The organism is Ornithinibacillus jepli (assembly GCF_047228935.1).
Taxonomy (GTDB): Bacteria; Bacillota; Bacilli; order Bacillales; family Amphibacillaceae; genus Ornithinibacillus.
The window spans coordinates 1,050,030-1,074,292 of record NZ_JBFEGG010000001.1; the positions used below are offsets into that span (position 1 = coordinate 1,050,030).

The 24,263-nt window shown below is 34.4% G+C and carries 24 protein-coding genes and 1 other RNA gene; 7 read left to right on the forward strand and 18 right to left on the reverse strand.

What is annotated here, in order from left to right; all coding sequences use genetic code 11:
• Positions 1–289: 289 nt before the first annotated feature.
• Positions 290–490, forward strand: a complete 201-nt coding sequence (locus AB1K81_RS05415; RefSeq protein WP_412975609.1) for a cold-shock protein — start codon at positions 290–292, stop codon at positions 488–490.
• An 85-nt stretch (positions 491–575) separates the two neighbouring features.
• Here the strand turns inward: AB1K81_RS05415 and AB1K81_RS05420 are convergent, their stop codons facing one another.
• Both AB1K81_RS05420 and AB1K81_RS05425 read right to left on the reverse strand, forming a co-directional pair.
• Complete coding sequence (locus AB1K81_RS05420; protein WP_412975610.1) at positions 576–1,094, reverse strand: isoprenylcysteine carboxyl methyltransferase family protein; 519 nt, start codon at positions 1,092–1,094, stop codon at positions 576–578.
• Positions 1,094–2,179: a type III polyketide synthase gene (locus tag AB1K81_RS05425; protein ID WP_412975611.1), complete on the reverse strand. Its 1,086-nt coding sequence runs from the start codon at positions 2,177–2,179 to the stop codon at positions 1,094–1,096. Before AB1K81_RS05425 ends, AB1K81_RS05420 begins: the two co-directional genes overlap by 1 nt.
• A 243-nt stretch (positions 2,180–2,422) precedes the next feature.
• On the opposite strand from AB1K81_RS05425, the gene AB1K81_RS05430 reads away from it, so the two are divergent.
• From AB1K81_RS05430 to AB1K81_RS05440, 3 genes are read left to right on the forward strand one after another with little or no spacing between them, the layout of a single operon-like run.
• Positions 2,423–2,560 (forward strand): cytochrome c oxidase subunit 2A, encoded by a 138-nt coding sequence (locus AB1K81_RS05430; protein WP_412975612.1) that lies wholly within the window; start codon positions 2,423–2,425, stop codon positions 2,558–2,560.
• Positions 2,561–2,587: 27 nt separating this feature from the next.
• Positions 2,588–3,091: a cytochrome c oxidase subunit II gene (locus AB1K81_RS05435; protein ID WP_412975613.1), complete on the forward strand. Its 504-nt coding sequence runs from the start codon at positions 2,588–2,590 to the stop codon at positions 3,089–3,091.
• Positions 3,091–4,779 carry a b(o/a)3-type cytochrome-c oxidase subunit 1 gene (locus tag AB1K81_RS05440; protein WP_412975614.1) on the forward strand — a complete coding sequence of 563 codons (1,689 nt, stop codon included), beginning with the start codon at positions 3,091–3,093 and terminating at the stop codon, positions 4,777–4,779. The genes AB1K81_RS05435 and AB1K81_RS05440 overlap by 1 nt, the downstream gene beginning before the upstream one ends.
• 44 nt (positions 4,780–4,823) lie before the next feature.
• Here the strand turns inward: AB1K81_RS05440 and AB1K81_RS05445 are convergent, their stop codons facing one another.
• The 7 genes from AB1K81_RS05445 to AB1K81_RS05475 form a co-directional block, all read right to left on the reverse strand.
• Positions 4,824–6,323 carry a carboxypeptidase M32 gene (locus AB1K81_RS05445; protein ID WP_412975615.1) on the reverse strand — a complete coding sequence of 500 codons (1,500 nt, stop codon included), beginning with the start codon at positions 6,321–6,323 and terminating at the stop codon, positions 4,824–4,826.
• Positions 6,320–7,465 (reverse strand): THUMP domain-containing class I SAM-dependent RNA methyltransferase, encoded by a 1,146-nt coding sequence (locus tag AB1K81_RS05450; RefSeq protein WP_412975616.1) that lies wholly within the window; start codon positions 7,463–7,465, stop codon positions 6,320–6,322. The genes AB1K81_RS05445 and AB1K81_RS05450 overlap by 4 nt, the downstream gene beginning before the upstream one ends.
• Positions 7,466–7,600: 135 nt before the next feature.
• Positions 7,601–7,977, reverse strand: an RNA gene (gene rnpB, locus AB1K81_RS05455) — RNase P RNA component class B.
• Positions 7,978–8,044: 67 nt separating this feature from the next.
• Positions 8,045–8,353, reverse strand: coding sequence for a cell division regulator GpsB (gene gpsB / locus AB1K81_RS05460; protein WP_412975617.1), 309 nt, complete (start codon positions 8,351–8,353; stop codon positions 8,045–8,047).
• A 201-nt stretch (positions 8,354–8,554) separates the two neighbouring features.
• Positions 8,555–8,953, reverse strand: a complete 399-nt coding sequence (locus AB1K81_RS05465; RefSeq protein ID WP_412975618.1) for a cytidine deaminase — start codon at positions 8,951–8,953, stop codon at positions 8,555–8,557.
• A 68-nt stretch (positions 8,954–9,021) separates the two neighbouring features.
• Positions 9,022–9,372 (reverse strand): DUF1798 family protein, encoded by a 351-nt coding sequence (locus AB1K81_RS05470; RefSeq protein ID WP_412975619.1) that lies wholly within the window; start codon positions 9,370–9,372, stop codon positions 9,022–9,024.
• A gap of 83 nt (positions 9,373–9,455) precedes the next feature.
• On the reverse strand, positions 9,456–9,662 hold the full coding sequence (locus AB1K81_RS05475; RefSeq protein WP_412975620.1) for a hypothetical protein: 207 nt from the start codon (positions 9,660–9,662) through the stop codon (positions 9,456–9,458).
• A gap of 160 nt (positions 9,663–9,822) precedes the next feature.
• On the opposite strand from AB1K81_RS05475, the gene AB1K81_RS05480 reads away from it, so the two are divergent.
• Positions 9,823–9,924, forward strand: a complete 102-nt coding sequence (locus AB1K81_RS05480; protein ID WP_201777699.1) for a spore protein — start codon at positions 9,823–9,825, stop codon at positions 9,922–9,924.
• A gap of 33 nt (positions 9,925–9,957) precedes the next feature.
• Here AB1K81_RS05480 and AB1K81_RS05485 read toward each other — a convergent pair whose 3' ends face one another.
• Positions 9,958–10,908 (reverse strand): DUF2515 family protein, encoded by a 951-nt coding sequence (locus AB1K81_RS05485; RefSeq protein WP_412975621.1) that lies wholly within the window; start codon positions 10,906–10,908, stop codon positions 9,958–9,960.
• 107 nt (positions 10,909–11,015) lie between these two features.
• Here AB1K81_RS05485 and recU point away from each other — a divergent pair, with 107 nt between their 5' ends.
• Positions 11,016–11,600 carry a Holliday junction resolvase RecU gene (gene recU, locus AB1K81_RS05490; RefSeq protein ID WP_412975622.1) on the forward strand — a complete coding sequence of 195 codons (585 nt, stop codon included), beginning with the start codon at positions 11,016–11,018 and terminating at the stop codon, positions 11,598–11,600.
• A 17-nt stretch (positions 11,601–11,617) separates the two neighbouring features.
• Positions 11,618–14,293 (forward strand): transglycosylase domain-containing protein, encoded by a 2,676-nt coding sequence (locus AB1K81_RS05495; protein WP_412975623.1) that lies wholly within the window; start codon positions 11,618–11,620, stop codon positions 14,291–14,293.
• Between the two features lie 39 nt (positions 14,294–14,332).
• On the opposite strand, the gene nth is transcribed toward AB1K81_RS05495, so the two are convergent.
• From nth to AB1K81_RS05535, 8 genes are all read right to left on the reverse strand, one after another.
• Complete coding sequence (gene nth / locus AB1K81_RS05500) at positions 14,333–14,989, reverse strand: endonuclease III (protein WP_412975624.1); 657 nt, start codon at positions 14,987–14,989, stop codon at positions 14,333–14,335.
• Entirely contained in the window at positions 14,989–15,675 is a 687-nt protein-coding gene (locus AB1K81_RS05505; RefSeq protein ID WP_412975625.1) for a DnaD domain-containing protein, read from the reverse strand. The genes nth and AB1K81_RS05505 overlap by 1 nt, the downstream gene beginning before the upstream one ends.
• A gap of 123 nt (positions 15,676–15,798) precedes the next feature.
• Entirely contained in the window at positions 15,799–17,091 is a 1,293-nt protein-coding gene (asnS, locus tag AB1K81_RS05510) for an asparagine--tRNA ligase (RefSeq protein WP_412975626.1), read from the reverse strand.
• 46 nt (positions 17,092–17,137) lie between these two features.
• Positions 17,138–18,322 (reverse strand): pyridoxal phosphate-dependent aminotransferase, encoded by a 1,185-nt coding sequence (locus tag AB1K81_RS05515; RefSeq protein WP_412975627.1) that lies wholly within the window; start codon positions 18,320–18,322, stop codon positions 17,138–17,140.
• Between the two features lie 15 nt (positions 18,323–18,337).
• Positions 18,338–18,859, reverse strand: a complete 522-nt coding sequence (locus tag AB1K81_RS05520; RefSeq protein ID WP_412975628.1) for a cell wall elongation regulator TseB-like domain-containing protein — start codon at positions 18,857–18,859, stop codon at positions 18,338–18,340.
• Positions 18,860–19,164: 305 nt separating this feature from the next.
• The gene (gene dinG, locus AB1K81_RS05525; protein ID WP_412975629.1) at positions 19,165–21,948 is read right to left on the reverse strand and encodes an ATP-dependent DNA helicase DinG; all 2,784 of its coding nucleotides are present in this window, start codon (positions 21,946–21,948) and stop codon (positions 19,165–19,167) included.
• Positions 21,949–22,087: 139 nt separating this feature from the next.
• Positions 22,088–23,077, reverse strand: coding sequence for a biotin--[acetyl-CoA-carboxylase] ligase (locus AB1K81_RS05530; RefSeq protein WP_412975630.1), 990 nt, complete (start codon positions 23,075–23,077; stop codon positions 22,088–22,090).
• The gene (locus AB1K81_RS05535; protein WP_412975631.1) at positions 23,053–24,255 is read right to left on the reverse strand and encodes a CCA tRNA nucleotidyltransferase; all 1,203 of its coding nucleotides are present in this window, start codon (positions 24,253–24,255) and stop codon (positions 23,053–23,055) included. Before AB1K81_RS05535 ends, AB1K81_RS05530 begins: the two co-directional genes overlap by 25 nt.
• Between the last annotated feature and the right edge of the window lie 8 nt (positions 24,256–24,263).

A 24,263-nucleotide genomic window follows, 5' to 3' on the forward strand; every position in this document is an offset into this window, starting at 1 on the left:
AATTAAACAAAAACGCAACATAATATGATTATACAATGATTGTCAGTTAAATAACAGATAGATTGGATTATTCAGCATTATATACCAATTTGCAACTTGACTGACATATCAAAATAAGCTATATTTGACACAAGCAAAGAAGATTTATGGATCATTAAAAAATGGTAGCTTCTGAAAGAAGTGGGTTGATATGATCCAGTCTTTCTTAAGAGGCTGCCTTTTTTGATACTCATTTTTCTGATTTGTATTAACACGTTTTACGTGAAAGTTTTTAGGAGGAATTATTTACATGGAAAACGGAGTAGTAAAATGGTTTAATGCAGAAAAAGGTTATGGTTTCATTTCTGTCGAAGGCGGGAACGACGTATTCGTTCATTATTCAGCTATTCAAGGTGAGGGTTTTAAATCTCTTGAAGAAGGTCAAGAAGTTACTTTCGAAATCGTCGATGGCGATCGTGGACCACAAGCAGCTAACGTAGTTAAAAAATAATAAAACCAATATATGTAAAACGGTAATCAATTTTGATTACCGTTTTTTTTTGCTTTGCTAAAAGAAGTATGAATACGTTAGTTTTTCACAATTTCGGAACTGATGCTAAAGCTTTCTCCTCTAGTGGTATACGAATACGTAACAGTAAAAGATGTAGTAATGGAAAAACAATTGCTGTTAAATATGCGTTAAACAACATTGGAATGACAAATAACTCCACTGCAACAATAATGTAATTTGGATGTTTCACATACTTATATGGACCTTTCTTAATTAAAGCAACTCTCGGCATTACAATTATTTTCGTATTCCAAAATCTACCTAATGAATGTATACACCAAAACCTCGCTAGCTGAGCTGAACAAAATATTAAAAAGTAAAAATAACGAAATTCAATAATTTGATTATTTAATTTCATCATCGTTTCAAGTATGACACTTAAGAAAAACAAAACATGGAGATAAATAAACCATTTATAATGTTCACTACCTGTCTCGATTCCACCCCTTGCTTTCATCCAACTTTCATTCTTTTTCGCGATGACAAGTTCGAAAATTCGTTGTCCGATTATAAAAAAGATTAACATCCACATCCATAACGCCATTATACATCCCACTCCAGTAATAATATTTCTGAGCTAAAACCTGGCCCTAAGGCTGTTAAAACTCCTTTATTCCCTATTTGTATATCTTCACTTAACCATTTTTGTAATACATATAAAACAGTAGTAGATGACATGTTTCCATGGTCTTTTAGAATTTGTAAAGTGTATTTCAACTGCTCCTCAGAGATGTGTAATGCATCCATCATAGCTTCCATAACTTTTTTTCCACCTGGATGTGCAATAACGCTAGTAATATCACCTATATTTACACTAAAATTTTGTAACATTTCACCCATATGGTCCTTCCAGAGTGTATTCACAAGTGCAGGAATACTTTTAGAAAAGATCACCTCGAATCCAGTATTTATAACTTTCCACCCCATTACGTCAGTACTATTTTTTTTAGTATAAGAACTATATGTTTTTATATGAGGTGACGGCTTAGCTAGAGATTTTCGAAAGGGAGACTTCTCTCCTATTAATAAAACGGAACTTATACCATCACCAAATAAAGCTGTCCCAATTAAGTTACTTTTCTTATTATCTGTTCTTTGAAAAGTCAGGCTACACAGTTCACAATTCACAAGAAGGGCAGTTTTAGTGGGGTTGGCTTTTAACCAGTTATGTACTCGGGATAACCCTATTGCTCCCCCAGCACAGCCTAATCCCCATAATGGCATTCGTTCAACATTACTCCTAAATGGGCGTCTATTCATCAAATATGTATCGACAGATGGGGTTGATACTCCTGTACTAGAAACAAAGGCTAGTAAATCTATATCTTCATAAGTAATATCATGAAATAAATTTGTATTCTTTAAACATTCGTCCATTGCTACAACCGAATATTCAATTGCGAATTTGTGATACAAACGATTCCGTTCTTCAAAGCTATGCTCCTGTAAGAACCAATCCTCTTCTACAACAAATTGTCTAGCGTTAATTGCCGCATTATCGAAAACAGGTAATAATCTATTTTTTTCTCTATCCGAAAAATCAAATATAGTCTGTACTATATCTTTGATGCGATTTTGGGTAATTTCATATTTTGGAATCGCTCTCCCAACAGAACAAATTATTGTCATGATCTCACCTTTTAAAAAGCAATTTTTGAAGTTAGTTTGTAACGGTTTTCAAAATTTATTACTTTTTTTTACAAATATTTGCCACAATTAAAAAGCTACTTTTCATTAAGAATTCAGGAACGCCAAGGCCTTAAGTTCACTATTGAACAAACAATGAACGTTTATTTTATGGCATCTTCTTCATTGGAAATTTGTGTATGATGAAGGTGTAATCATTATCACATGTCAAAGGGAGGATCTCTAATGCGAGAACAAGAGGAAAATAAAGCATCTGAGAAAGAAAAGCCCAATCTAAAAGGAGCATTTGCTTCGGTAATGCTCTTAGGCGCCATTATTATCATTAGTTGGTTTGGCGCATTTGCATTATTTATTTCGAGATAGGTCAATTGAAAAGGAGTGTGAAAAACAATGCATCTGCATAAGTATGAAAAAATTTGGTTAACATTTGGGATTGGATCGTTAGTAGTATTTCTTGCTGTATTAGCTTATGGAGCGTTCTGGCAGGGAACACATCCACAAAGTCATGGTGTAACCATCGATCCAAACAATATTCAATCTAATGAAGCATTTAAACCAGAGAATTTAGGACTAACTCAAGTAGCTGAAGATAAATATATTTTAAATATCGCTGCTAGTGCATTCTATTATGACCTTGGGAAAGATGAGGAAGGAAAATCTGTAAAACATATCCGTATACCTAAAGATTCAACAGTACTCTTTCAAGTAGCGACTAAGGACGTTGTTCACGGATTCAATGTTGCAGGAACAAATGTTAATATGATGGTCGAACCTGGTTATGTAAGTAGTCTTGAGACAGTGATGAATAAACCAGGAACTTATACGATTCTATGTAACGAGTATTGTGGAATTGGGCATCACATGATGTATGCCACTGTGGAGGTGTATGAATAATGCAATTAGCTAAAAATGTTATTGAAAACAAATCATCAGTCCAATCTCTACCTATTGCAAAACGTGATTCACGTCTATATATGTCTTATATTTCCGTAGCATTTATCGCTTTATTTATAGGTGGCTTAATGGGTTTGCTGCAAGTATTTGTTCGTTCAGGTAAATTCACCCTACCGTTCGGAATTGATTATTACCAAGTACTTACTGTACACGGCGTTATTCTTGGACTTGTCTTAACAACATATTTTATTATCGGGTTCCATTTCTCTTTGATGGGAAAAACAGTTGGAATATCTGATAAACAACGTAAGATTGCATGGTTAGCCTTTTGGATTATGGTAGTTGGTACTATTCTTACAGCTACAATGATCCTTCTTGGTGAAGCTAGTGTTCTTTATACATTCTACGCACCACTTAGAGCACATCCCATCTTTTATATTGGACTTGCATTAGTAGTTGTCGGTAGCTGGATTGCTGGATTTGTTAATTGGCGTCAGTTAATTGTTTGGAAAAAAGGACATCCTGGTGAAAAGTCACCATTACTTGCATTCATGGTTACCATAAATACTTTGCTATGGTTTATTGCTTCATTAGGGGTTGCTGCTGCAGTTTTAATTCAGTTTATCCCATGGTCATTAGGTTTTGCAGAAACAATTAATGTATTAGTAAGTAGAACGTTATTCTGGTATTTTGGTCATCCACTTGTTTATTTCTGGTTATTACCTGCTTATATGGCTTGGTATGCTATTATTCCAAAAATTATCGGTGGTAAACTATTTAGTGACTCCTTAGCGAGAATGTCATTTATTTTATTTTTATTCTTCTCTATTCCAGTTGGTTTCCATCATCAGTTAACAGAACCTGGTATTAATCCAACTTGGAAGTTCATTCAAGTAGTCTTGACGTTTATGGTGGTCATTCCAAGTTTAATGACAGCCTTCTCAATGTTTGCTACTTTTGAAATTACAGGTCGCCGTAAAGGTGCAAAAGGATTATTCGGATGGTTTAAAAAGCTACCTTGGAAAGATGTTCGTTTCTTAGCTCCATTTATTGGGATGTTAGCTTTTATCCCAGGTGGTGCTGGAGGTATTATTAATGCTTCTCACCAAATGAATGCTGTTGTACACAATACTATTTGGGTAACAGGTCACTTCCATTTGACAGTTGCAACAACAGTAATGTTAACATTCTTTGGAATTAGTTACTGGTTAATTCCACACTTGAGAGGGCGTGTGTTAACACCTAAAATCAATCGTTTAGGTATTATCCAAGCAATTATTTGGACTGTAGGTATGTCGATAATGTCTGGAGCTATGCATATTCAAGGACTACTTGGTGCACCTAGACGGTCAGCTTACTCTGAATATGCTGGTGGAGATCAAGTAACAGAATGGATTGGTTACCAAATGGCACAAGCGATCGGTGGAACAATACTTTTCATCGGTATCATTCTAATGGTCTATATCTTTATTAAATTAACATTCTTTGCTCCAAAAGGCTTAGAAGAATTCCCTATTGCTGAAGAGGAAGAAGATGCAGAAGCAACTCCTCGTTACTTTGAAAATTGGAAACTATGGATTGGTATAACAGTAGCATTAATTTTAGCTGCATATACAATACCTTTTATCGATATTATCCAACATTCACCAGTAGGATCTGTTCCATTTGATTTTCCAGTTGGACGATAAAAATTAGTGAAGGGGACCATTATCTAACGGTCCCCTTATCCTTATTAAAACTTATAAATTTCACTGTATTTTGATGTTAAATAGTTAATCAGATGATCAGGGTTTAATCCTTCCCCAGTTACATCATTTAGAATATCAAGAGGTTTTTTCATTTTACCGTATTGATGGATGTTCTCGGTAAGCCACGCACGGATTGGAGAGAAATCTCCTGACTTTATGACATTATCTATATCAATTGATTGAGCCATTTTGTCTTTGAATTGTGCAGCATACATATACCCTAAAGCATAAGATGGGAAGTATCCAAAGTCCCCGCCTGCCCAATGAATGTCTTGAAGCACCCCTTCTTTATCCGTCGGTGGTTCAATACCTAAATACTCAACCATTTTTTCATTCCAAAGTTTAGGTAAATCTTTTACCTCTATATCTCCATTAATTAAACCTTTTTCTAATTCGTAACGAACCATAATATGAAGTGGATATGTTAATTCATCAGCCTCTATACGAATAAAGGAAGGTTTAACATCGTTAACTGCTTGATAAAACTCGTGAACATCAACTTCCTTAAAGTGCTTTGGAGCATGATTTTTGAATAAATCATAATGAGATTCCCAGAAAACTTTATTTCTTCCTAAAAAGTTCTCCCAGAATAATGATTGTGATTCGTGTATACCCATGGATGTACCAGATGCTAGAGGAGTAGCTTCTAATTTTTTATCAATATTTTGTTCATATAATGCATGGCCAGCCTCGTGAATAATACCGAATACTGCCATTCTGAAATCCATTTCATCATAACGTGTTGTAATCCGAACATCATTTAAATTGACTGTAATCTCAAAAGGATGTATCGTGTCATCTAATCTACCCGCTTCAAAGTCATAGCCCATACGATTTAAGATTTCAATCGAGAAAGATTCTTGATCTTGTTTTGGAAAATGGGTTGTTAATAACGTAGTGTTCGGTTTTACTGAACTATTCTGGATTTTTTTTAGTAATTCAGTTAGCGATTTCCGAACTTTAGGGAATACTTCATCTAAAGTTTTCACGGTTACGCCTGGCTCATAGTTATTTAATAAAGCATCATAAATGTTATCCTCAAATCCCCAGTAGTTCGCAAATTTTCTATTATAGTCTACTAGCTTCTCTAAATAAGGCTGAAACAGTGTAAAATCTGATTTATCTCTTGCTTCTTGCCAAACAGCTTCAGATTTAGATTGTAGCATAACAAATTCCTTATATTCTGATTCCGGGATCTTTCGATTTTTCTCATATGTATCTAGACACTCTAATATGGACTTTTGGATAATTTCATCTTCTGTGTTATCTTTTAAATCATCTATAAAGGATTTCATTTTATCGGATACTTGCATTTGATGGAGCTTTTGTGAAAGGTAACCGACTACTTCAGAACGTTGCTCAACTCCTTTTTTAGGGATTTTTGTACGCAAGTCCCATTGTATTAAAGTTACAGCCTCACGAATTGCATTCATTTCCTTTAAATAATCTAAAAATGACTTTTCTGTTTCTGTATAACTTGTCATTGTTCTGCCCCCTTGATTTTCTTACCAAAGTACTGATAGTAGTCTGTTTTTATAAAACCATTAAATAGTTTTCTTTTTTTGGTAGCTTTTTCCCCATAATGTTTTTCAAATGTTTCAAGAGCGGTTAAAATGTAAACACTCCAAGATGGATGTTTTTTCATTATATTACCTAAATCTTGATACATTTTTTGAACGTTTTCTAGATCTCCAATACGTTGCCCATATGGAGGATTAGCAATAATATAGCCATTGTCTCTTCGAATAGAGAGGTCACTTACCTGCATCTGCTTCCACGAAACTAATTCACCTAAACCAGCTTCTAAACTATTCGACTTAGCAATCTCAATCATCTTATGATCAATATCACTACCAATAATTTCAAGCTTCTGATCGTATTTAGCAAGGTCTTCTGCCTCTTGGAACGCTTCATCCCAATATTTATTCCGAATAAAACCCCACTCTTCCGCAGAAAATTCTCTATTAAATCCTGGTGCTATATTTTGACCGATTAAAGCTGCTTCAATAGGAATTGTCCCTGACCCACAGAATGGATCGATTAACGGATAGTCTGGTCGCCAATTTGTTAATAATATTAGTGCTGCCGCCATTGTTTCTTTTAAAGGAGCCTCACCTTGACCGACACGATAACCTCTTTTATGTAATCCTACTCCTGATGTATCGATAGTAAGTAATGCGGTATCTTTTAATAATGATACTTCAACTTTATACATAGCACCGGTTTCAGGCATTTTACTTGCCATCCCGTATTTCCTTTTTAAACGTTCTGCGATTGCTTTTTTCACTATCTTTTGACAGTCTGGAACACTATATAATGTTGATTTAACGGATTTACCCGATACAGGAAATTGCCCATCTTCACTTACAAAGTTTTCCCAAGCCAAAGCTTTAGTACCTTCAAATAATTCGTCGAAGGTAGTTGCTTTAAATTCTCCAACTACTAGTTTTACTCGGTCAGCCGATCTCAGCCATAGATTACACCTTGGGATTGCAGAGATAGGAGCTTCAAAAATTATTCTCCCATTATCTACATCAACCTCATATCCAAGGTTTCGTACTTCATCTGCTACTACTGATTCTAAACCCATAGCTGCAGTTGCAATTAATTTTACTTGATTTGTCATTTACATATTCCCTTCATTGTTGGTATTAACAGTACCGTTAGTTTACCACATAACTAGTATATAAATAAAATAACCTTTCTGCATCTAATAAAGCAGAAAGGTTATGTTTAATTACTTATGTAAGACCGTTGAATACTCGATAAGCCATGTTCTGTACCATTGTACTTCAAACGGTGGTCAGCCTCGTACTCCGGTTGTAATCATCTATCTACAGGTATTACCTGTCCCTCTTTCGGTTCATTTCCCTAATAAGAGGATGCCCCTACCATAATTTGGGTTGCTCACTCGCGGGGTTTACCTCGTTCCACCTAAAGTGTTTCCACTTTAGCTCCGTCACTGTGGCACTTTCAAGGTTATAATTCCATATCCATAGACTTAGGAACTTCACCTGCCGTTAGCTTTATATAGGCTACCTTGACTTATGAATTCGTCAAGCACGAACACTACAAACATCTCAGTTTGTGTGAGCATGGACTTTCCTCTACACAAATGTGCAGCGATTACATGAGTATTCAACAATTAGCTAAGAATTAGCTTAACATATTTTCATACGAAAATCACTGGTAATTATAGTAAATCTTATGAATCTGCGTTTGCATATTTACTTCCAAATACAGCCTTCTCTAGGTTAGATAGACGTTTTAGGACATCATAATTAACTTGTTGTGGTACAGGGTTAGTAGACCTTGTTCTTGCTTGGCCTTCACTTGATTTTTTCATTCTTTGAATTTCCTGTTTTAATCGATCAATTTCTTGTCCAAATGCTTCATAGTCTTGGATAACTATATCTAGGAATTCATCAACTTCTTCCTGGTTATATCCACGCATAGCTGTTTTAAAATCTTTTTCAAGAATATCTTTACCGCTTAGTTGAACTCGATTTTGCATTCCTTCACCCCATTTGATTGTGATTCTTTTTATTATTATCGTATTCTTTAGTATAATGTGAAACAAGTTATTTTACTATATGTACAATCTCCGTATTTTATTATAACAAAAAAGTAAGAAACAGGACAATCTGCTTCTTACTTTACTTTATCATAAGTTCAATTTTTTAACAGTAAAATAAACACCAAATATTATTATGTATTATTTTTCCATATCTGTTTTCTGAAATGAAAATGGTAGTAATTCATCCACGGTAACTGTCATCGTATTAGAATTTAAATTGGTTAAATGGACATGCATCTCGCCACTGAAAAATTCACTCATAACTTGACGGCAAGATCCACAAGGTGGTACTGGCCGTTCAGTATCAGCAACTACTGCCATCTCAACAAATTCAGTTTCTCCTTCTGAAATTGCTTTAAATATTGCAACACGTTCTGCACATAAAGAAACGGGGTATGCAGCATTTTCAATATTACATCCAGTATACACTTTCCCCGATTTTGTTAAAAGTGCTGCGCCAACAGGAAATTTTGAATATGGAACATAAGCACTTTCTCTAATTTGAATTGCTTTTTCTACTAATTCATTTTTATTCATTACCTTTCCCCCTCTTGATGTGTGGAAGCTAATTATATTAAAAGTTGTCAGAATTGTAAAGAAAGAAATTAAGAAATTGCACGCAGTAATTGATCAAATACATACATTACAGATTGATGTAACTCCATATATCGTCTTCTTCTCACATCCACATAGTAACTATGCATTAAAAGTAGTTCCATATTTTCTCTTGTGGACACAACTTGATTAGGGTGCACACTTATTTTACTCTCTTTAATTATTTCTAATGCAAGTTCTTCCCACTTTCCTAATAGCTCATAAATAGGTAAGGTTTCTTTTTTTACCATTTCAAAAAAGACCTTATCTTTCCTATCTTCTGGAGGATTGTTTTGTTCAAATATATTCTTTAAATTGTCTAGTTCTTGTTTTAGTTGGTTCGTATAATTCACAAGTATCATGTTAAACGCCTCTATTCATCCAATCTTAACTTTACTTTAACATGTTTGAATGAATAAGACATTATACATTGCTTAAACAAATTTTACTTTAATAAACTACGAATATTAACACTAACTTCATCTATTTCATGCTTTTTTTCTTTGTAACTATCATTTATCCTTTTATCAACTTTTAAAGTTAGCTTTTGTTCTGCTATTCGAGCCATATCCGCTATATGCATTAATGCATCTTCAAAATCCTTTCGATTCATTCCATTTAACTCTTTATCTTTAAGCAATGCAAGTCCCATTTTATCACCCCACGAATTTAGAATAATATCCATAAATTCGCTAAACTAATCATATCCTCCTTCCTGTTCGACAAAACTAGAAGCAATTGTACAAAACTAGTGTATATGCTCATTTTTTTTCGTTAATTAGACAAACTAATTGTAAAGGAGGTTTTTAAATATGAAAGACAAACAGAAAAACAAACAAAAAGAAGTAGAGAATGGAAAATCATTAAAAACTGGCGATAAGAAATTGAATGGTCCAAATCGTCCATCAACATAAGAAAGAGGGTTTGCTCCTTGCAAATCCTCTTTCTTAATCGAAAATACACTTTATGTCGTAATAGGAATATAAAAGATTCCGCTTCATATAAAACTGTTTTCCGATGTCATTTGGTTCCCCTTTTTCTGGTAAATACCACTTCTTTTTTGTCCCCCCTAATTTATACCAGTCTTTACGAATAATATCTTGATGTTCTATTACTGGATATACTCGCCTTAACATTGGGCTAGTTGGAAGTGTGATGGAATAAAAGCGTTCATAATCTTTTCGGGAACCAGTATGTTCAATGTTTAGGATAAAATCCATTATTGCTGGATAAATTGTAGGGTGGAATAATTGAGAGGCTAGTCTTTTTCCGAGTGTAATTCGATTTGTTACATTAGTAAAACCGTGAACATGATACCCGTACAATCTTCCTTTATCAGTTGGAAGTAAAACAGCATTAAGCATTAGATTGTTTTGTATTAAATATGGAATGCTAAAAAATACTTTTCTTTTAAAATATGGTTGTTTAATGACGGGTTGTTGAATAACGTTCTGCTCATTAATAATTAAAGCAATCATTAACCGTTCTTTATTAGTTGTTTTTCTAAAAATCTTCCATTCACGAATCATAAAAGAGGAAACATGTAGTTCTTTCAATACATTTATAATGGATAGATCATGTTCTTTGGATAACTCATAAACTAAAAGTTGTGGGTAAGCATCGGAAAAAATAAGCCAGTTCGCCCGTTCATACGTCATAAATAAGTTTTCTCTTTCTTTACAACCTAATATTTTTTTAAAAGGTGGTAATTGTAAGTCAGTCATATTCCACCCAGCATTCCTTGACACGATACTAGCTAATAAAGCCCACTTAATCTCTGGGTGTTTTAAATAAAATTCTTGATAAGCTTTTGTACGAGAAACGTTGTCTATATTATGCTTCCTAGTTGTATTTATTATATAATATAGATACTCTTGGTAATTGTTATTCGATTTCATGCGGTAAACCCTGCCTTAATATGTGATATTTTTATTAAAATTGTACTTTAAAGTTACACTGCAGGAGTTTTTCTGATATGATACTGTTTATGCTAGGGGGGAAACCCGTGAACTATCCAAATGGGAAAAAATCGTTATCTAATGCAAGTAGTAATAGTACAAATCAAACATTCTCCAATCGTGGAATGACACTTGAGGAGGATATAAATCAAACGAACCAATACTATTTAGAGATGGATTTAGCAATCATACACAAAAAGCCCACGCCAATCCAAATTGTAAAAGTTAATTATCCGAAACGTAGTGCAGCTGTTATTACCGAAGCGTATTTTAAACAAGCATCCACAACAGATTATAATGGTGTATACCGAAATCGTTATGTAGATTTTGAAGCGAAGGAAACGAAGAATAAAACTTCATTTCCACTATCGAATATTCATGAACATCAAATAAAGCATATGGAATCCATTGTAAAACATGGTGGTATCTGTTTTATGATTATCCGATTTGCTTTTCATGATGAAACTTATCTATTAGAAGCAGATAAATTATTACCCTTTTGGTATGAAAAGGAAGCGGATGGTAGAAAATCAATACCATATAACGATATAAAACAAAAAGGATACTTAATTCCTTTTAAATACCAAACTAGAGTTGATTATCTATCTATTATTAATCAGCTTTATTTTTAGATTGGAGGTAGTGAGTAATGGCCAATAATAGCCAAAGTCGCACTGCACGAAGAAAACAAAAGAAATCCAAAAAGAAACCTATATGGAAAAAAATATTTTTAAGTTTAGTTATTATTTTTGTTGCTATCGGTATCGGAGTTGCAGCCTTATTCTCTTATTATATTGCCACAGCACCAGAAATTGATACATCCCAATTAGCCGATCCATTATCATCTAAGGTGTATGACATGAATGGAGAGTTAATTGCCGATCTGGGAGAGTTTAAACGTACTAAAATTGAATATGATGACCTCCCTACCGTATTAATAGATGCTGTTACAGCTACAGAGGATGCTAGGTTTTTTGAGCATCCCGGTATAGATATAAGACGTATCGGTGGAGCAATTATTGGTAACTTACGAAATGGCTTTGGTTCGGAAGGTGCTAGTACTATTACGCAACAAGTTATTGAAAAATCTTTTCTTACACCTGATAAAAAGTTGAAGTTAAAAGTACAAGAGCAATGGCTTGCACTCCAACTAGAAAAAGAATTCTCAAAAGAAGAGATTTTAGAAATGTATTTAAATAAAATATATTACGGTTCTGGTGCATATGGTGTTGCTAAAGCTGCTGAAACATACTTCGGTAAAACAGACTTACACGAGTTAACCTTGCCCGAAGCCGCTATATTAGCAGGTCTTCCGCAAAGACCGTCAGCATATGATCCTACTAAAAATCCTGATTTAACTAAACAGAGGATGGAAACCGTATTAAAATTAATGGTTCGCCATGGCAAAATAACACAAGAAGAAGCGGATGAAGCATTAAAGGTTGATATCCCTTCCCTTTTAGTGGATGAGAAAGAAGACTCGAAACCATATGATGCTTTCATACAAAAGGTTGAACAAGAAGTAGAAGCAAAATTAGATGGTGCAGATATATATTCAGATGGATTAGAAATATATACAACGTTGGATAAAAATGCGCAGGATTATGTAGAACTTCTTTTATCAGATTCAGAAAATAATCCAGTTAACTTTCCTAACGAGGATTTACATGCTGGTTTAGTACTTCTCGATACTAAATCAGGAGCTATTCGCGCAATTGGTGGTGACCACAATTATCAGAATGGGTGGAACTATGCAATTCAAGGCGGTAGTCAACCGGGGTCTGCATTCAAACCAATAGTTGCCTATGGTCCTGCTATTGAATACAATAAAATATCTACTTATCATCAGCTTAATGATGATAAGCCATACGAAATTGCAGGCACAGATCAAGCAATCAGAAACTGGAACAGAACATATCAAGGCTGGATGACTGCACGATATGCTTTACAGGAATCCCTTAACGTTCCTGCTGTAAAAGTTTTAGAAGAGGTTGGTTATGATAACTCACAAAAATTTGCCAATCAACTTGGTATTGAATTTGCAAATGGTCGCCCTCAGTTAACCGATGCAATCGGTGGAGCTGATACGAATGTTAATCCATTGCAACTTGCTGGCGCATATCAAGCATTTGCTAATGAAGGTATGCGTTACGAACCTTATGCTGTATCAAAAGTAGTTTATCCTGATAAACAAACAGTTGAACTTGCACCTGAACCAGAAGTTGTTATGTCGGATTATACTGCATATATGATTTCAGACATGCTTAAAACAGCTTTAGCACAAGGATCCTCTGGTGGACCTGCTAGAATTCCTAACTTACCTATTGCTGCTAAAACAGGTACAACAAACTTTGAGAATGTTGAAGGAACAAAGGACTCTTGGATTGCAGGGTATACTACGAATTATACAACAGCAATTTGGGTCGGTTATAATGAAGGACAACGAGCAATGGATGATGAAAAATATATTGCACATGCACTGTTTAAAAACTTAATGACTAAGGTTCATGAAAATGTGGAAACACCTGACTTTGTAAAACCTGATTCAGTTGTGGAAGTAGCAGTCGAAAAGGGATCTAATCCTGCTCTTCTCCCTAGCAAACATACACCTGAATCAGATATTGTGAAAGAATTATTTGTTAAAGGAACAGAGCCGACTAAAACTTCTGAGAAATATGATAAGATGGACCCTGTTAAAGGACTAAAGGCTGATTATCAAAAAGAAAATAAATCTATTTTAGTAAAATGGGAGTACGATTCAGAAGAAGAAGTTGGATTTGAAGTGTCAGCTAGTGTAAATGGTGGAGAAATGCAAGTGCTCTCCTCTACTGACAATAAAGAAATTGAGATTACTCAAGTAACTCCAGATGCAGAATACAAAATTCAAGTTATAGTATTCAGTAAGGAAAACGAAGAGAATCGTAGTGAGCCACAATCTATTACAATTAAATTAGAGAGTGATGAGGAGGAAGAATCCTCTATTAATCCTGTTGACGACCTATCTGCTGTTTATCATCCTGAACAATCCATTATTGATGTTTCATGGGGGTATAATGGACCACCAGCTTCTTTTGAAGTAGTTGTAGAAGGTCCACAAGGTGGGACACAAACTGTAGAGTCAAAAGGTCTTGAAATCAGTGGAAACTTTACTCCAGGTCAAGTTTACAATATTTACGTAACGGCTATTGGTCGAAACGGAAAGAATGAAGGAACAAGAAGTGAAACCCGGAGTACTTCTATCGAAATCCCGGGAGAAGAAAATACCGATCCGCCAGATTCTGATGAGGAATCAGACGAAGTTTCTGGTGACGATGGTGGAGAATAAATAAAAAAATGCTGTCACATTAGTTGTGACAGCATTTTTTTATATTGTTTCTCTATTTTTCATTCTCTTCTGCCCTTCTCTACATAATTCCAGTAAAGGACATTCAGGACAATTAGGATTCTTCGATTTACAATGATAGCGTCCAAAAAAAATTAAGCGATGATGTGTAACACTCCACTCATCCTTCGGTACCTTCTTCATTAGCGTCTCTTCCACTTCTAATACAGAATCTTTCCAGCGACAAATCCCTAACCGTTTAGAGACACGTTCCACATGAGTGTCAACCGCAATAGCTGGTTCACCAAATGCTACTGAGGCTACGACATTAGCAGTCTTTCGCCCTACTCCAGCTAATTTGACTAATTCCTCTTTAGTTCTTGGTACTTCCCCACCATATTCCTCAAGTAAAACCTTACATAGCTTTTGGATGTTTTTTGCTTTATTACGATATAAACCTATGGAACGAATATCATGCTGCAATTCTTCTAATGAAACTGACAAATAATCTTCAGGGGTTTTGTATTTTTTAAATAGTTCTTTAGTAACCTTATTCACCAGTGCATCAGTACATTGTGCTGATAAAAGAACGGCTATAACAAGCTCAAATGGATTACGATGTGTTAGTTCGCATTCTGCATCTGGAAACATGTTAGCAATTTCGTCCAAACAAAATCGAATTTGTTTCTTATTTAACATTATTCCTCTCCCTCTAGCCAATTATAATAAAATGACGTATCTCTGTTTTGATTACTTGTAGTAGTCTGTTTTGTTACTTGATTATCATGAAATCTTTTTGATGCTTGGCGTGCTTGTTCAACGGTATGAATCCCCTTCTTTTTCCACTCACGCAAAATTCGATCCATGTACTTAAAGTTAAGTTTGGCCATTAAAACAGACTCTCGAAGTGCTGCTTTAATTAATGCTGGAGAAATTTTATCTTCATCTAACCAAACATTTACAGTTTCAATCTCAAATGGCGAAAGTGGTCTACCGAATTCCTGTTCAAAAAGAATAAATAATGAGCCGTCATCATTTTCTTTTTTATCTTCTAATACTGGCTGAAATAATCTTTCCCAAAGCGGCTCAAGCGAATACGCTTCACTTAGTTGATGTTGACTGTTCTCAGTGCGTTCAATTTTTAACAAATTCCGCTGAATAAGCTTGCGAAGTATTTTTGAGCATTCATTGTCGTTTATCGTTAGTGTATTAGTTAGTTCATTTAACGTTGGAAAATAGTTTCCTTGTAAGATGGAACGATGAATTTGAAGAATAACCATCACTTCTGTTTCATTTAGTCCTAAACTTTTATAAGACAATAATAGCTTATTAGGTATTGTTATTTGATTGTTTAATATATCTTGGAATGAAATAGTTTTTTTCATATAATTGCACCTCTCTAGATAGTATAGCATGAAACAGATAAATCATATAAATATGGCTGCCCCAATTAAAGGAGACAGCCATATTACATTTTATTAAAATCTGAAAGGTAAAATGCTATTACCTTAAGGGTACAAACGATTTAGCAATCTAGGGAATGGAATTGTTTCACGAACATGTTCCACACCTGATAACCAAGCTACTGTACGCTCTAATCCAAGACCAAATCCAGAGTGAGGTACACTTCCGTATTTCCTCAACTCTAAGTACCATTGATATGCTGGTCCAGTTAATCCATGTTCAACGTAGCGCTGTTTCATTAATTCTAAGTCATCGATTCTTTGAGATCCACCGATAATTTCGCCATATCCCTCAGGAGCAATCAAGTCTGCACAAAGAACTACTTCTTGTCTATTTGGGTCTGGTTTCATATAGAATGCTTTAATTTCAGCAGGATAATTCGTAATAAATACTGGTTTGTCAAAGCTTTCTGCAATCGCAGTTTCATGTGGTGCTCCGAAATCGTCACCCCAATCAATGTCTGTAAATCCTTTTTCTTTTAACAATGTAATAGCATCATCATATGAAATACGAGGGAAAGGCGCTTTAATATTTTCTAGCTTTGATGTATCTCTTTCCAGAATCCCTAGCTCTAATTGGCAATTTTTCAATACAGATTGAACGATATAGCTAACATAGTTCTCTTGAATTTCTAAGCTTTCCTCATGATCAACAAACGCCATTTCGGGTTCAATCATCCAGAATTCTATTAAATGACGACGAGTTTTTGATTTTTCTGCACGAAAAGTTGGCCCAAACGAGAAAACTTTACCGAAAGCCATTGCAGCAGCTTCCATATATAATTGACCACTTTGAGATAAATAAGCATCTTCATCAAAATATTTCGTATGGAAAAGCTCTGTAGTTCCTTCTGCAGATGATCCTGTTAAAATTGGTGGATCGACTTTAATATAGCCATTCTCATTAAAAAATTCATATGTAGAACGAATAATTTCATTTCTTATTTTCATAACAGCATGTTGTCTCTTAGACCGTAACCATAAATGACGATGGTCCATTAAAAATTCTGTTCCATGTTCTTTTGGAGTAATTGGATAGTCGACAGACTCATGAATCAACTCGAGTTCTGTAACCTGCATTTCATAACCAAAAGGAGAACGAGAATCTTCTACAATGGTTCCTGTCACATAGATAGAAGATTCTTGCGTAAGGTTTTTTGCTAGTTGGAATGTTTCTTCACTAACATCACTTTTAGCTACTACTGCTTGCATAAATCCTGTACCATCACGTAATTGTAAAAATGCAATTTTACCACTCGAACGCTTGTTAGCTAGCCATGCTCCAATTGTTACTGATTCACCTTCAAATTTAGGTACTTGTGCGATTGTTGTTTTCAACGAAATAACCTCCATTAGTAAATAATTTGCTTCGTCAAGGAAATCCTTATTGTCTATTTTTCTCTACGAATCGTTTTATTCGATTAGCAGCCTCAATTAACTGTTCTTTAGAGATTGCGTAAGACAAACGCATATAATCACTAGCTCCAAAACCTGATCCTGGAACTACTGCAACCTTCTCTTCTTCTAATAATGCACTAACCCATTCATCAACTGAATGAAACCCGTTTAATTTAGCAGCTTCTGATACATTTGGGAATAAATAAAAAGCTCCTTGTGGCTTTTTACATGTTATCCCAGGAATTGTAACGATTAAATCATATAATGCGTCGAGTCTTTCTGCAAATACTTTACGCATCTCAATAGTTGGGTCTTCCAATGCTTCGTATGCAGCAAGTGCTGCATATTGAGCAACAGATGTTGGATTTGACGTTGAATGTGATGCTAAATTCGTCATTGCTTTAATAATTCCTTCAGGACCAGCAGCATATCCAATTCTCCATCCAGTCATAGCATGGGATTTCGATACACCATTAATTACAACGGTATTAGCCTTTAACTCAGGAGATAATTGCGCAATAGAAACATGCTTATCCTCTGTATAGATTAATTTCTCGTATATTTCATCTGAAATGATTAAAATATTATGTTTTAAGCATAATTCTCCCAAGATGCGAAGCTCAGTCTCATTATACATCATTCCTGTAGGATTACTTGGAGAATTTATAATGATTGCTTTCGTTTTACCCGTTATAGCAGATTCTAATTGATTAGGGGTAATTTTAAAATTGTTATCCTCTAATCCATCTACTATAACTGGTTTACCACCAGCCAGCTTAATTTGTTCCGGATAACTTACCCAGTATGGCGCTGGAACTATTACTTCATCGTCATCATTTAATAGTACTTGAAATAATGTATATAAAGCATGTTTGGCACCAGATGTAACGATTATTTCACTCATTTTATAATCAAGTTCGTTATCTTTTTTCAACTTGTCTATAATAACTTGTTTTAATTCATTAATTCCACCAGTAGGCGTATACTTTGTCATCCCTTGGACCATAGATTCTTTAGCAGCTTGAATAATATATTCTGGTGTGTTAAAGTCAGGCTCACCTGCACCTAATCCAATAACATCATGACCACTATTTTTAAGCTCCCTCGCTTTAGCGGTAATGGCTAAAGTAGACGAAGGTGTTAATGTTTTTACTCTGTTTGCAATGTCCATTGGCAATTCCCTCACTTAATCAAACATTTTTCTAAAACGAAATTCTTCATATTTAGATCCATCGAAGATTGAAACATAATTTAAGACATATCGACCTGCTTCATCGTAGAAAGTAATTTCCCATAAAGGATCATTATTAAGAATCGCTGGAACAATATCAATTAGCTCGCAGTTTGCACATTCAGATAGCCAATTCTCTCTAACGTTTTCAACTGGTTCTATGTCCTTTTTGTTAACTACTGTTAATTCCGATTCACGATCCTCGGGAACAAACACAATTAGGGTTTCATTTGATCTATTTTTTCCGAATACAACGTGGTGAAGCACTTCACCGTGATAGCGCATTGTTTCCACCACTTCACTTACATCCGTTTCCTCTAGTACTCTTTCCTCAGCAGCTTGAAAACCGTAAGTCTTGCTATTTTGAATATCATTATAAATTACAGTAAAAAAAATAATTAGTGCAACAAGGATAAGAATTAGTGCAAGTAAAACCCATTTTGTCCAGGAGGGTAATACTACATTATGTCTACGCATAGATGGATAATCTTGCTACTTTCTTTTTTCTACTGCTGATTCGGTTAAATATCGTTTTGCCCATAGATTTCCCTCCAAATTTAACTATACAGATTAAATTGCTTTTATTCTTATCAATTATTGCTAATCATAGTTCCTTGTTTGCTGCTTATACTATGATTACGTTGAACTTAAATAAGATGAAACACCTTACATTATACCAAGCATTCCCTGATTTTTGTTTTATTTTTATTTATTTCAACCAAAAAAATTCTAAACACCATACCATCTCAATTGGACTGATGCATAAAGCATCAGTTCTTTTTTTAAAACCACTCTTTAGCTTTTTGCATCAGTTCATTGGTTGAATCAAATGCAATGGGCACTTTTGGTATTGAATCAGTGAAATATTTCCCATATGATGACTTGATAATCCTTGCATCACAAACAAATACTATCCCTCTGTCATTGGTAGAACGAATCAGTCTTCCAAATCCTTGTTTAAACCGAATAACAGCATTTGGTAATGCTAAATCATAAAATGCATTTCCACCGTTCATTTTCATGTCAAGCGCCTTTGCCTCATAAACCGGATGATTGGGTGGTTGAAACGGAAGTCTGACAATCACTAAACAGGATAAATCATCTCCCGGTATATCAACACCCTCCCAAAATGAACTTGTGCCTAATAGGATGGATTGATCAAAGGTTTGAAAATTCTTCTTTAATCTCTCTCTACTTCCACTTGAGATACCTTGAGCTATCAGCACAAACTTCTCATTTTCCATCGTCTCTTTTAATAAATAATATGACTTTTTAAGCATATCATAGGAAGTAAAAAGCACTAACATTCTGCCATTCGTAATTTCCGCTAAAGAAAGAATGGATTCACAAGTAGCAGCTATAAAATCATCGGTATTACCATAAGAAATGTCGGGAAAATCACTTGGTACCATAACACGGACTTGATCTTTATACGAGAAAGGAGATGGGATTTTTTTCGTAAACAATCGTTCATTTTGTATACCGAGACGCTTTTGTATGAAATTAAAGGAATTCTTCATGGTTAATGTAGCACTAGTTAATATTACACTCTCTTTAACGTCAAAGAACTTCTCTTGTAAAACAGACGAAATATTAACCGGTTCACTGTACAAATACACTGCATTTTTAGCCCCGTATGCTTCAATCTCAATCCATTTTACTTCTAATGAATCATTGTCAATTAAAAACAACTGTTCAATGCCGTCAATAAAGGATTGTAACAACTCAATTCGATGCTCTGTATCATCTTTTGCTTCTTTATCATTCAAATCTTGACTTGTTAGTGCTAGTAGATGAATGACGTCACGAATGTAAAAAATAAATCTAGATGCCATTTCTTTTATCGAATTCCAGTTTTTTTCTTTTTCCTTATGTTTCTCATATCGATATTGAATTCGCCCCACATCACTTAATACTTTTTTATTTCCTTCCTGATTTAACACATATTGAAAAATAGATCGAAATAATTCGTCTAACTCATATTTAATTAACGTGAATAAGTCATTCCATCTTTCTTTAGATATAACTTTTCCAACTTCAGGATTTTCCGAAGTGAGCTTATCTATCCATTTACCATCTCCAAGGGAACCAATTTGATTTAACACATGTTGCATATTAACATAATCAAGTTTAAGTCCATAATGTTTTGACGCTGTTTCTTCTAAATGATGTGCCTCGTCAATAACAGCTTTATCATAATTTGGTAAAAACTGATAATCATTGAATATATCTGTGCACAGTAATGCATGATTCGTAATAATTATATCTGCAAGTTGAGCTTTTCGTCGTGCTCTCTGATAATAGGAATATTTAAACCAAGGTGAAGACGGATCTGCTTGTCCTTCAGTTTCTGCAGAAATTCGTTTATAAAAAATTTGCCCATGTGATGGCAAATGTAATTCATCAATATCACCGGTTTCTGTTTCCAGTAACCATATTAGAATCATGGCTTTCGTTAATGCAATATCATAATTATCTTGTTGACTTGTGTATAGTTCATTCACAAACTTTTCGATACTAATATAATGCTGTTTTCCTTTAAGTAAAGCTACTTTGAATGAGAATGGGATTAACTCTGATACTAAAGGTATTTCTTCCTCTAATAATTGTGATTGCAATTGTGTCGTATACGTACTAATAAGCAACTTCTTATTTGTCTTAACTGCTTCATAGATTACAGGTATCAAGTAGGCTAAAGTCTTTCCTGTACCTGTTTCAGCTTCAATTAAAGCATGTTTTTTTGCTTGGAACGAATCATATATATCTTCTGACATGACCCGCTGTCCTTCTCTTTTTTCGTATTTTTTTATATGAGATTCCATCGTACCATGTCTTTCATAAATAGAATCTAAAAAATCACCAAAAGAACTCGTAATAGATACTTTCTCTCTTTTTTCAATTTGACTATGACGAAATGCTAAACCTTTATAAGTGATATAGTCTGTTTGATCATTAGAGAATGTAATTTTTTCTAATCGTTTATTTAGAATCTCATATAAATCAGATTTCAACGACTTTTCAAGCTTTAAAAGATGATTTAACGTTTCATAAGGTAATGTCAAGATCTTTTCCATGAGCTTAATAAACAGTTTTGCTGTAACATGCGCATCGGATAATGCACGATGAGGATTGTCATGTTTAATTTCTAAATACTCAGCCAGTTGACCCAGCTTAAATCCTGGAGCTTGTGGGAAAAGAATCCTTGTTAGTTCTACCGTATCAATTACAGGATTTTTTAATCTTGGTTTCCCAATAGAAGATAATTCAGCATTTAAAAATCCCATATCAAATGGTACATTGTGTGCTATTAAATAACTATTTTCTAATAAACCTGTAATAGTATCTGCCATTTCAATAAAAGATGGAGCACCATACACATCTTCATCCTTTATTCCGGTTAATTTTGTAATAAATGGTGGTATAGATTTTTCCGGGTATAACATCGTTGAAAATTCATCGATGATTTTATTTTTTTCTATTACAACGATACCCACTTCGATAATTTTATCTTGGTTTGCACTAGAGTTTCCTGTTGTTTCTAAATCCAAGACGACAAATCGATTCATTCTCTCACCACCTTTATGTACTATAATTTACATCATTTTAGACTTTATAATTTTTGTTTGGATTTTTACGCTATCACAAGTTGAAGAGGCATCTTCAGGTAATAAGGAAACCATACCTAAGAGACACCTCCTCTACCGTTTAATTTTCATTACCGAACCAATCAATTTCACCAGAATAAATCTTCTTAATCTCGTCATCTTTAAATTTGGCAAGTAGTGCCCCGTCCTCATCAATCCCAACTAAAACAGCTTTTTGAACATCATGATAAGTTGTAATGCTTATAGATTCACCAAGCCGATACCCATAACTTTCCCATTTTTCTTTTATATTAGAAAATCCGTTATTCATAAATTCTTCATAGGCAGCTTCAAAATACTCTAATATTTTTTGTATTAATTCAGTAATATCAATTGATTTACCTGATACTAACTTCAATGATGTTGCTTTAGACTGAATATTTGCTAATAGGTCTTGTTGTTCATGATTGACATTCATCCCAATTCCAATAACAACATAATCTATACGGTCTTGTTCAGCTTGCATCTCTGTTAGTATACCAGATACCTTTTTATTATCTAACAATATGTCATTGGGCCACTTTATCTTTGGAACTAGATTTAATGACTCTTTTAATACGTCTGCTAATACTGTAGCCGTAAGTAATGTTAACTGTGGTGCTAAATAAGGAGGAATAGTAGGTCTTAATAAGATGCTCATCCATATCCCTTTGTCTTTTGCACTATACCAATCCCGACTTAACCTTCCTTTACCTTGTGTTTGTTCATCTGCTATTACTACAGTTCCATGCTCTTTATCTTCAGAAGCTAGCTGATGTGCTAAATGTTGTGTGGAAGTCGTTGATTCCTTGTGGATGATTGATTTTCCTAACCACTTTGTATTAAGACCCCACTGTACCGTATTTTCACTTACATTATTTGGTGATTGAACGATACGATAACCTTTATTCCGTATACCTTCAATTATAAATCCCGCTTTTTCGAGCTCCTTGATATGCTTCCAAATTGCGCTACGGGAAATATTAAGTTGGTTAGAAATCTCTTGCCCGGAAATATATGTATCCTGTTTTGTAGATAATAGGTTGATTATTTTACTTCTGGTGGATTCCATTTTAGCCAATCCTTTAAAATTGATTTATTGTTTTGTAAAGCTTCTTCCACAACTAATTTTTCAATTCTTTCTAAAAGTTCCTGTATCCATGGTCCTTTTTGATTAGCAGGAAATAACTCTATTATATCATTTCCGTTAATCTTTAGGTCCTTTTTTGATGTTATAACTAGTTGTTTTTTAATTTTATTTAACTGATCTATTGTAATTTTATTTGGAAACAATACATTAGCAATACGTGCGAAACCTTCAAGGGAATTAGGTAATAGTTGATACACTAGCCAATTATTTAATCCATTTGACTTATAATATTTAATGGCATCGCATAGCTTAACTGCTTCTCGGTATATTTTGTTTGAACATTTCCATTGCTTGATTATATTACGTATATCGATTGCTGGTTCAACTTGATGAATCAGGCATATTAGTTCCGCTAATGAATGAATAGGTTGGATTATCGGAGATAGCCTAAGGATTACATTATTTTGCTTAAGAATAGGTAAATGCTTATCTATATGTAATTCTTTCATATAAGTTATAGCACTCTGTACGTTTTCACCAGCAAACATTTTTTCTAGTTCAACGGTAATTCTTTCCACAGCGAGTCCTTCCAATGTTTGCTTTGTATTCTTTATGGCCTCTAACGTATTTCTCTCAAGTGTAAAATTTAATTGACTAGAAAATCGGATCGCACGTAGTATTCTAAGGGGGTCTTCCCGAAAGCGATCTTGTCCATTTCCGACTGTTCGTATAAGCATTTTATTTATATCTTTTATACCTTGAAATAAATCGATTATTTCTCCATGTTTATCCATGGCAATTGCATTTATTGTGAAGTCCCTTCTTGCTAAATCTTGGTCAATTTTATCAATGAACTCTACGGTATCGGGATGACGGTTATCGGAATAGTCACTTTCAATCCGGAATGTCGTCACTTCATATGAAACATTTCGATGTCGTACAATAACCGTACCATGCTCAATTCCAACTGGTATCACTTCATCAAAAATGGCTTGCACTTCGTAGGGTTTTGCTGAAGTAGTAATATCAACATCGCCTATTTTACGATTCAATAGCAAATCCCTTACACAACCACCAACAAAAAATGCTTGGTGTCCAGCATTTTCAATTGATTCGATTATGTATAGTGCCTCTAGAAAGGGCTCTGTTAATTTTAGCATAATGATGA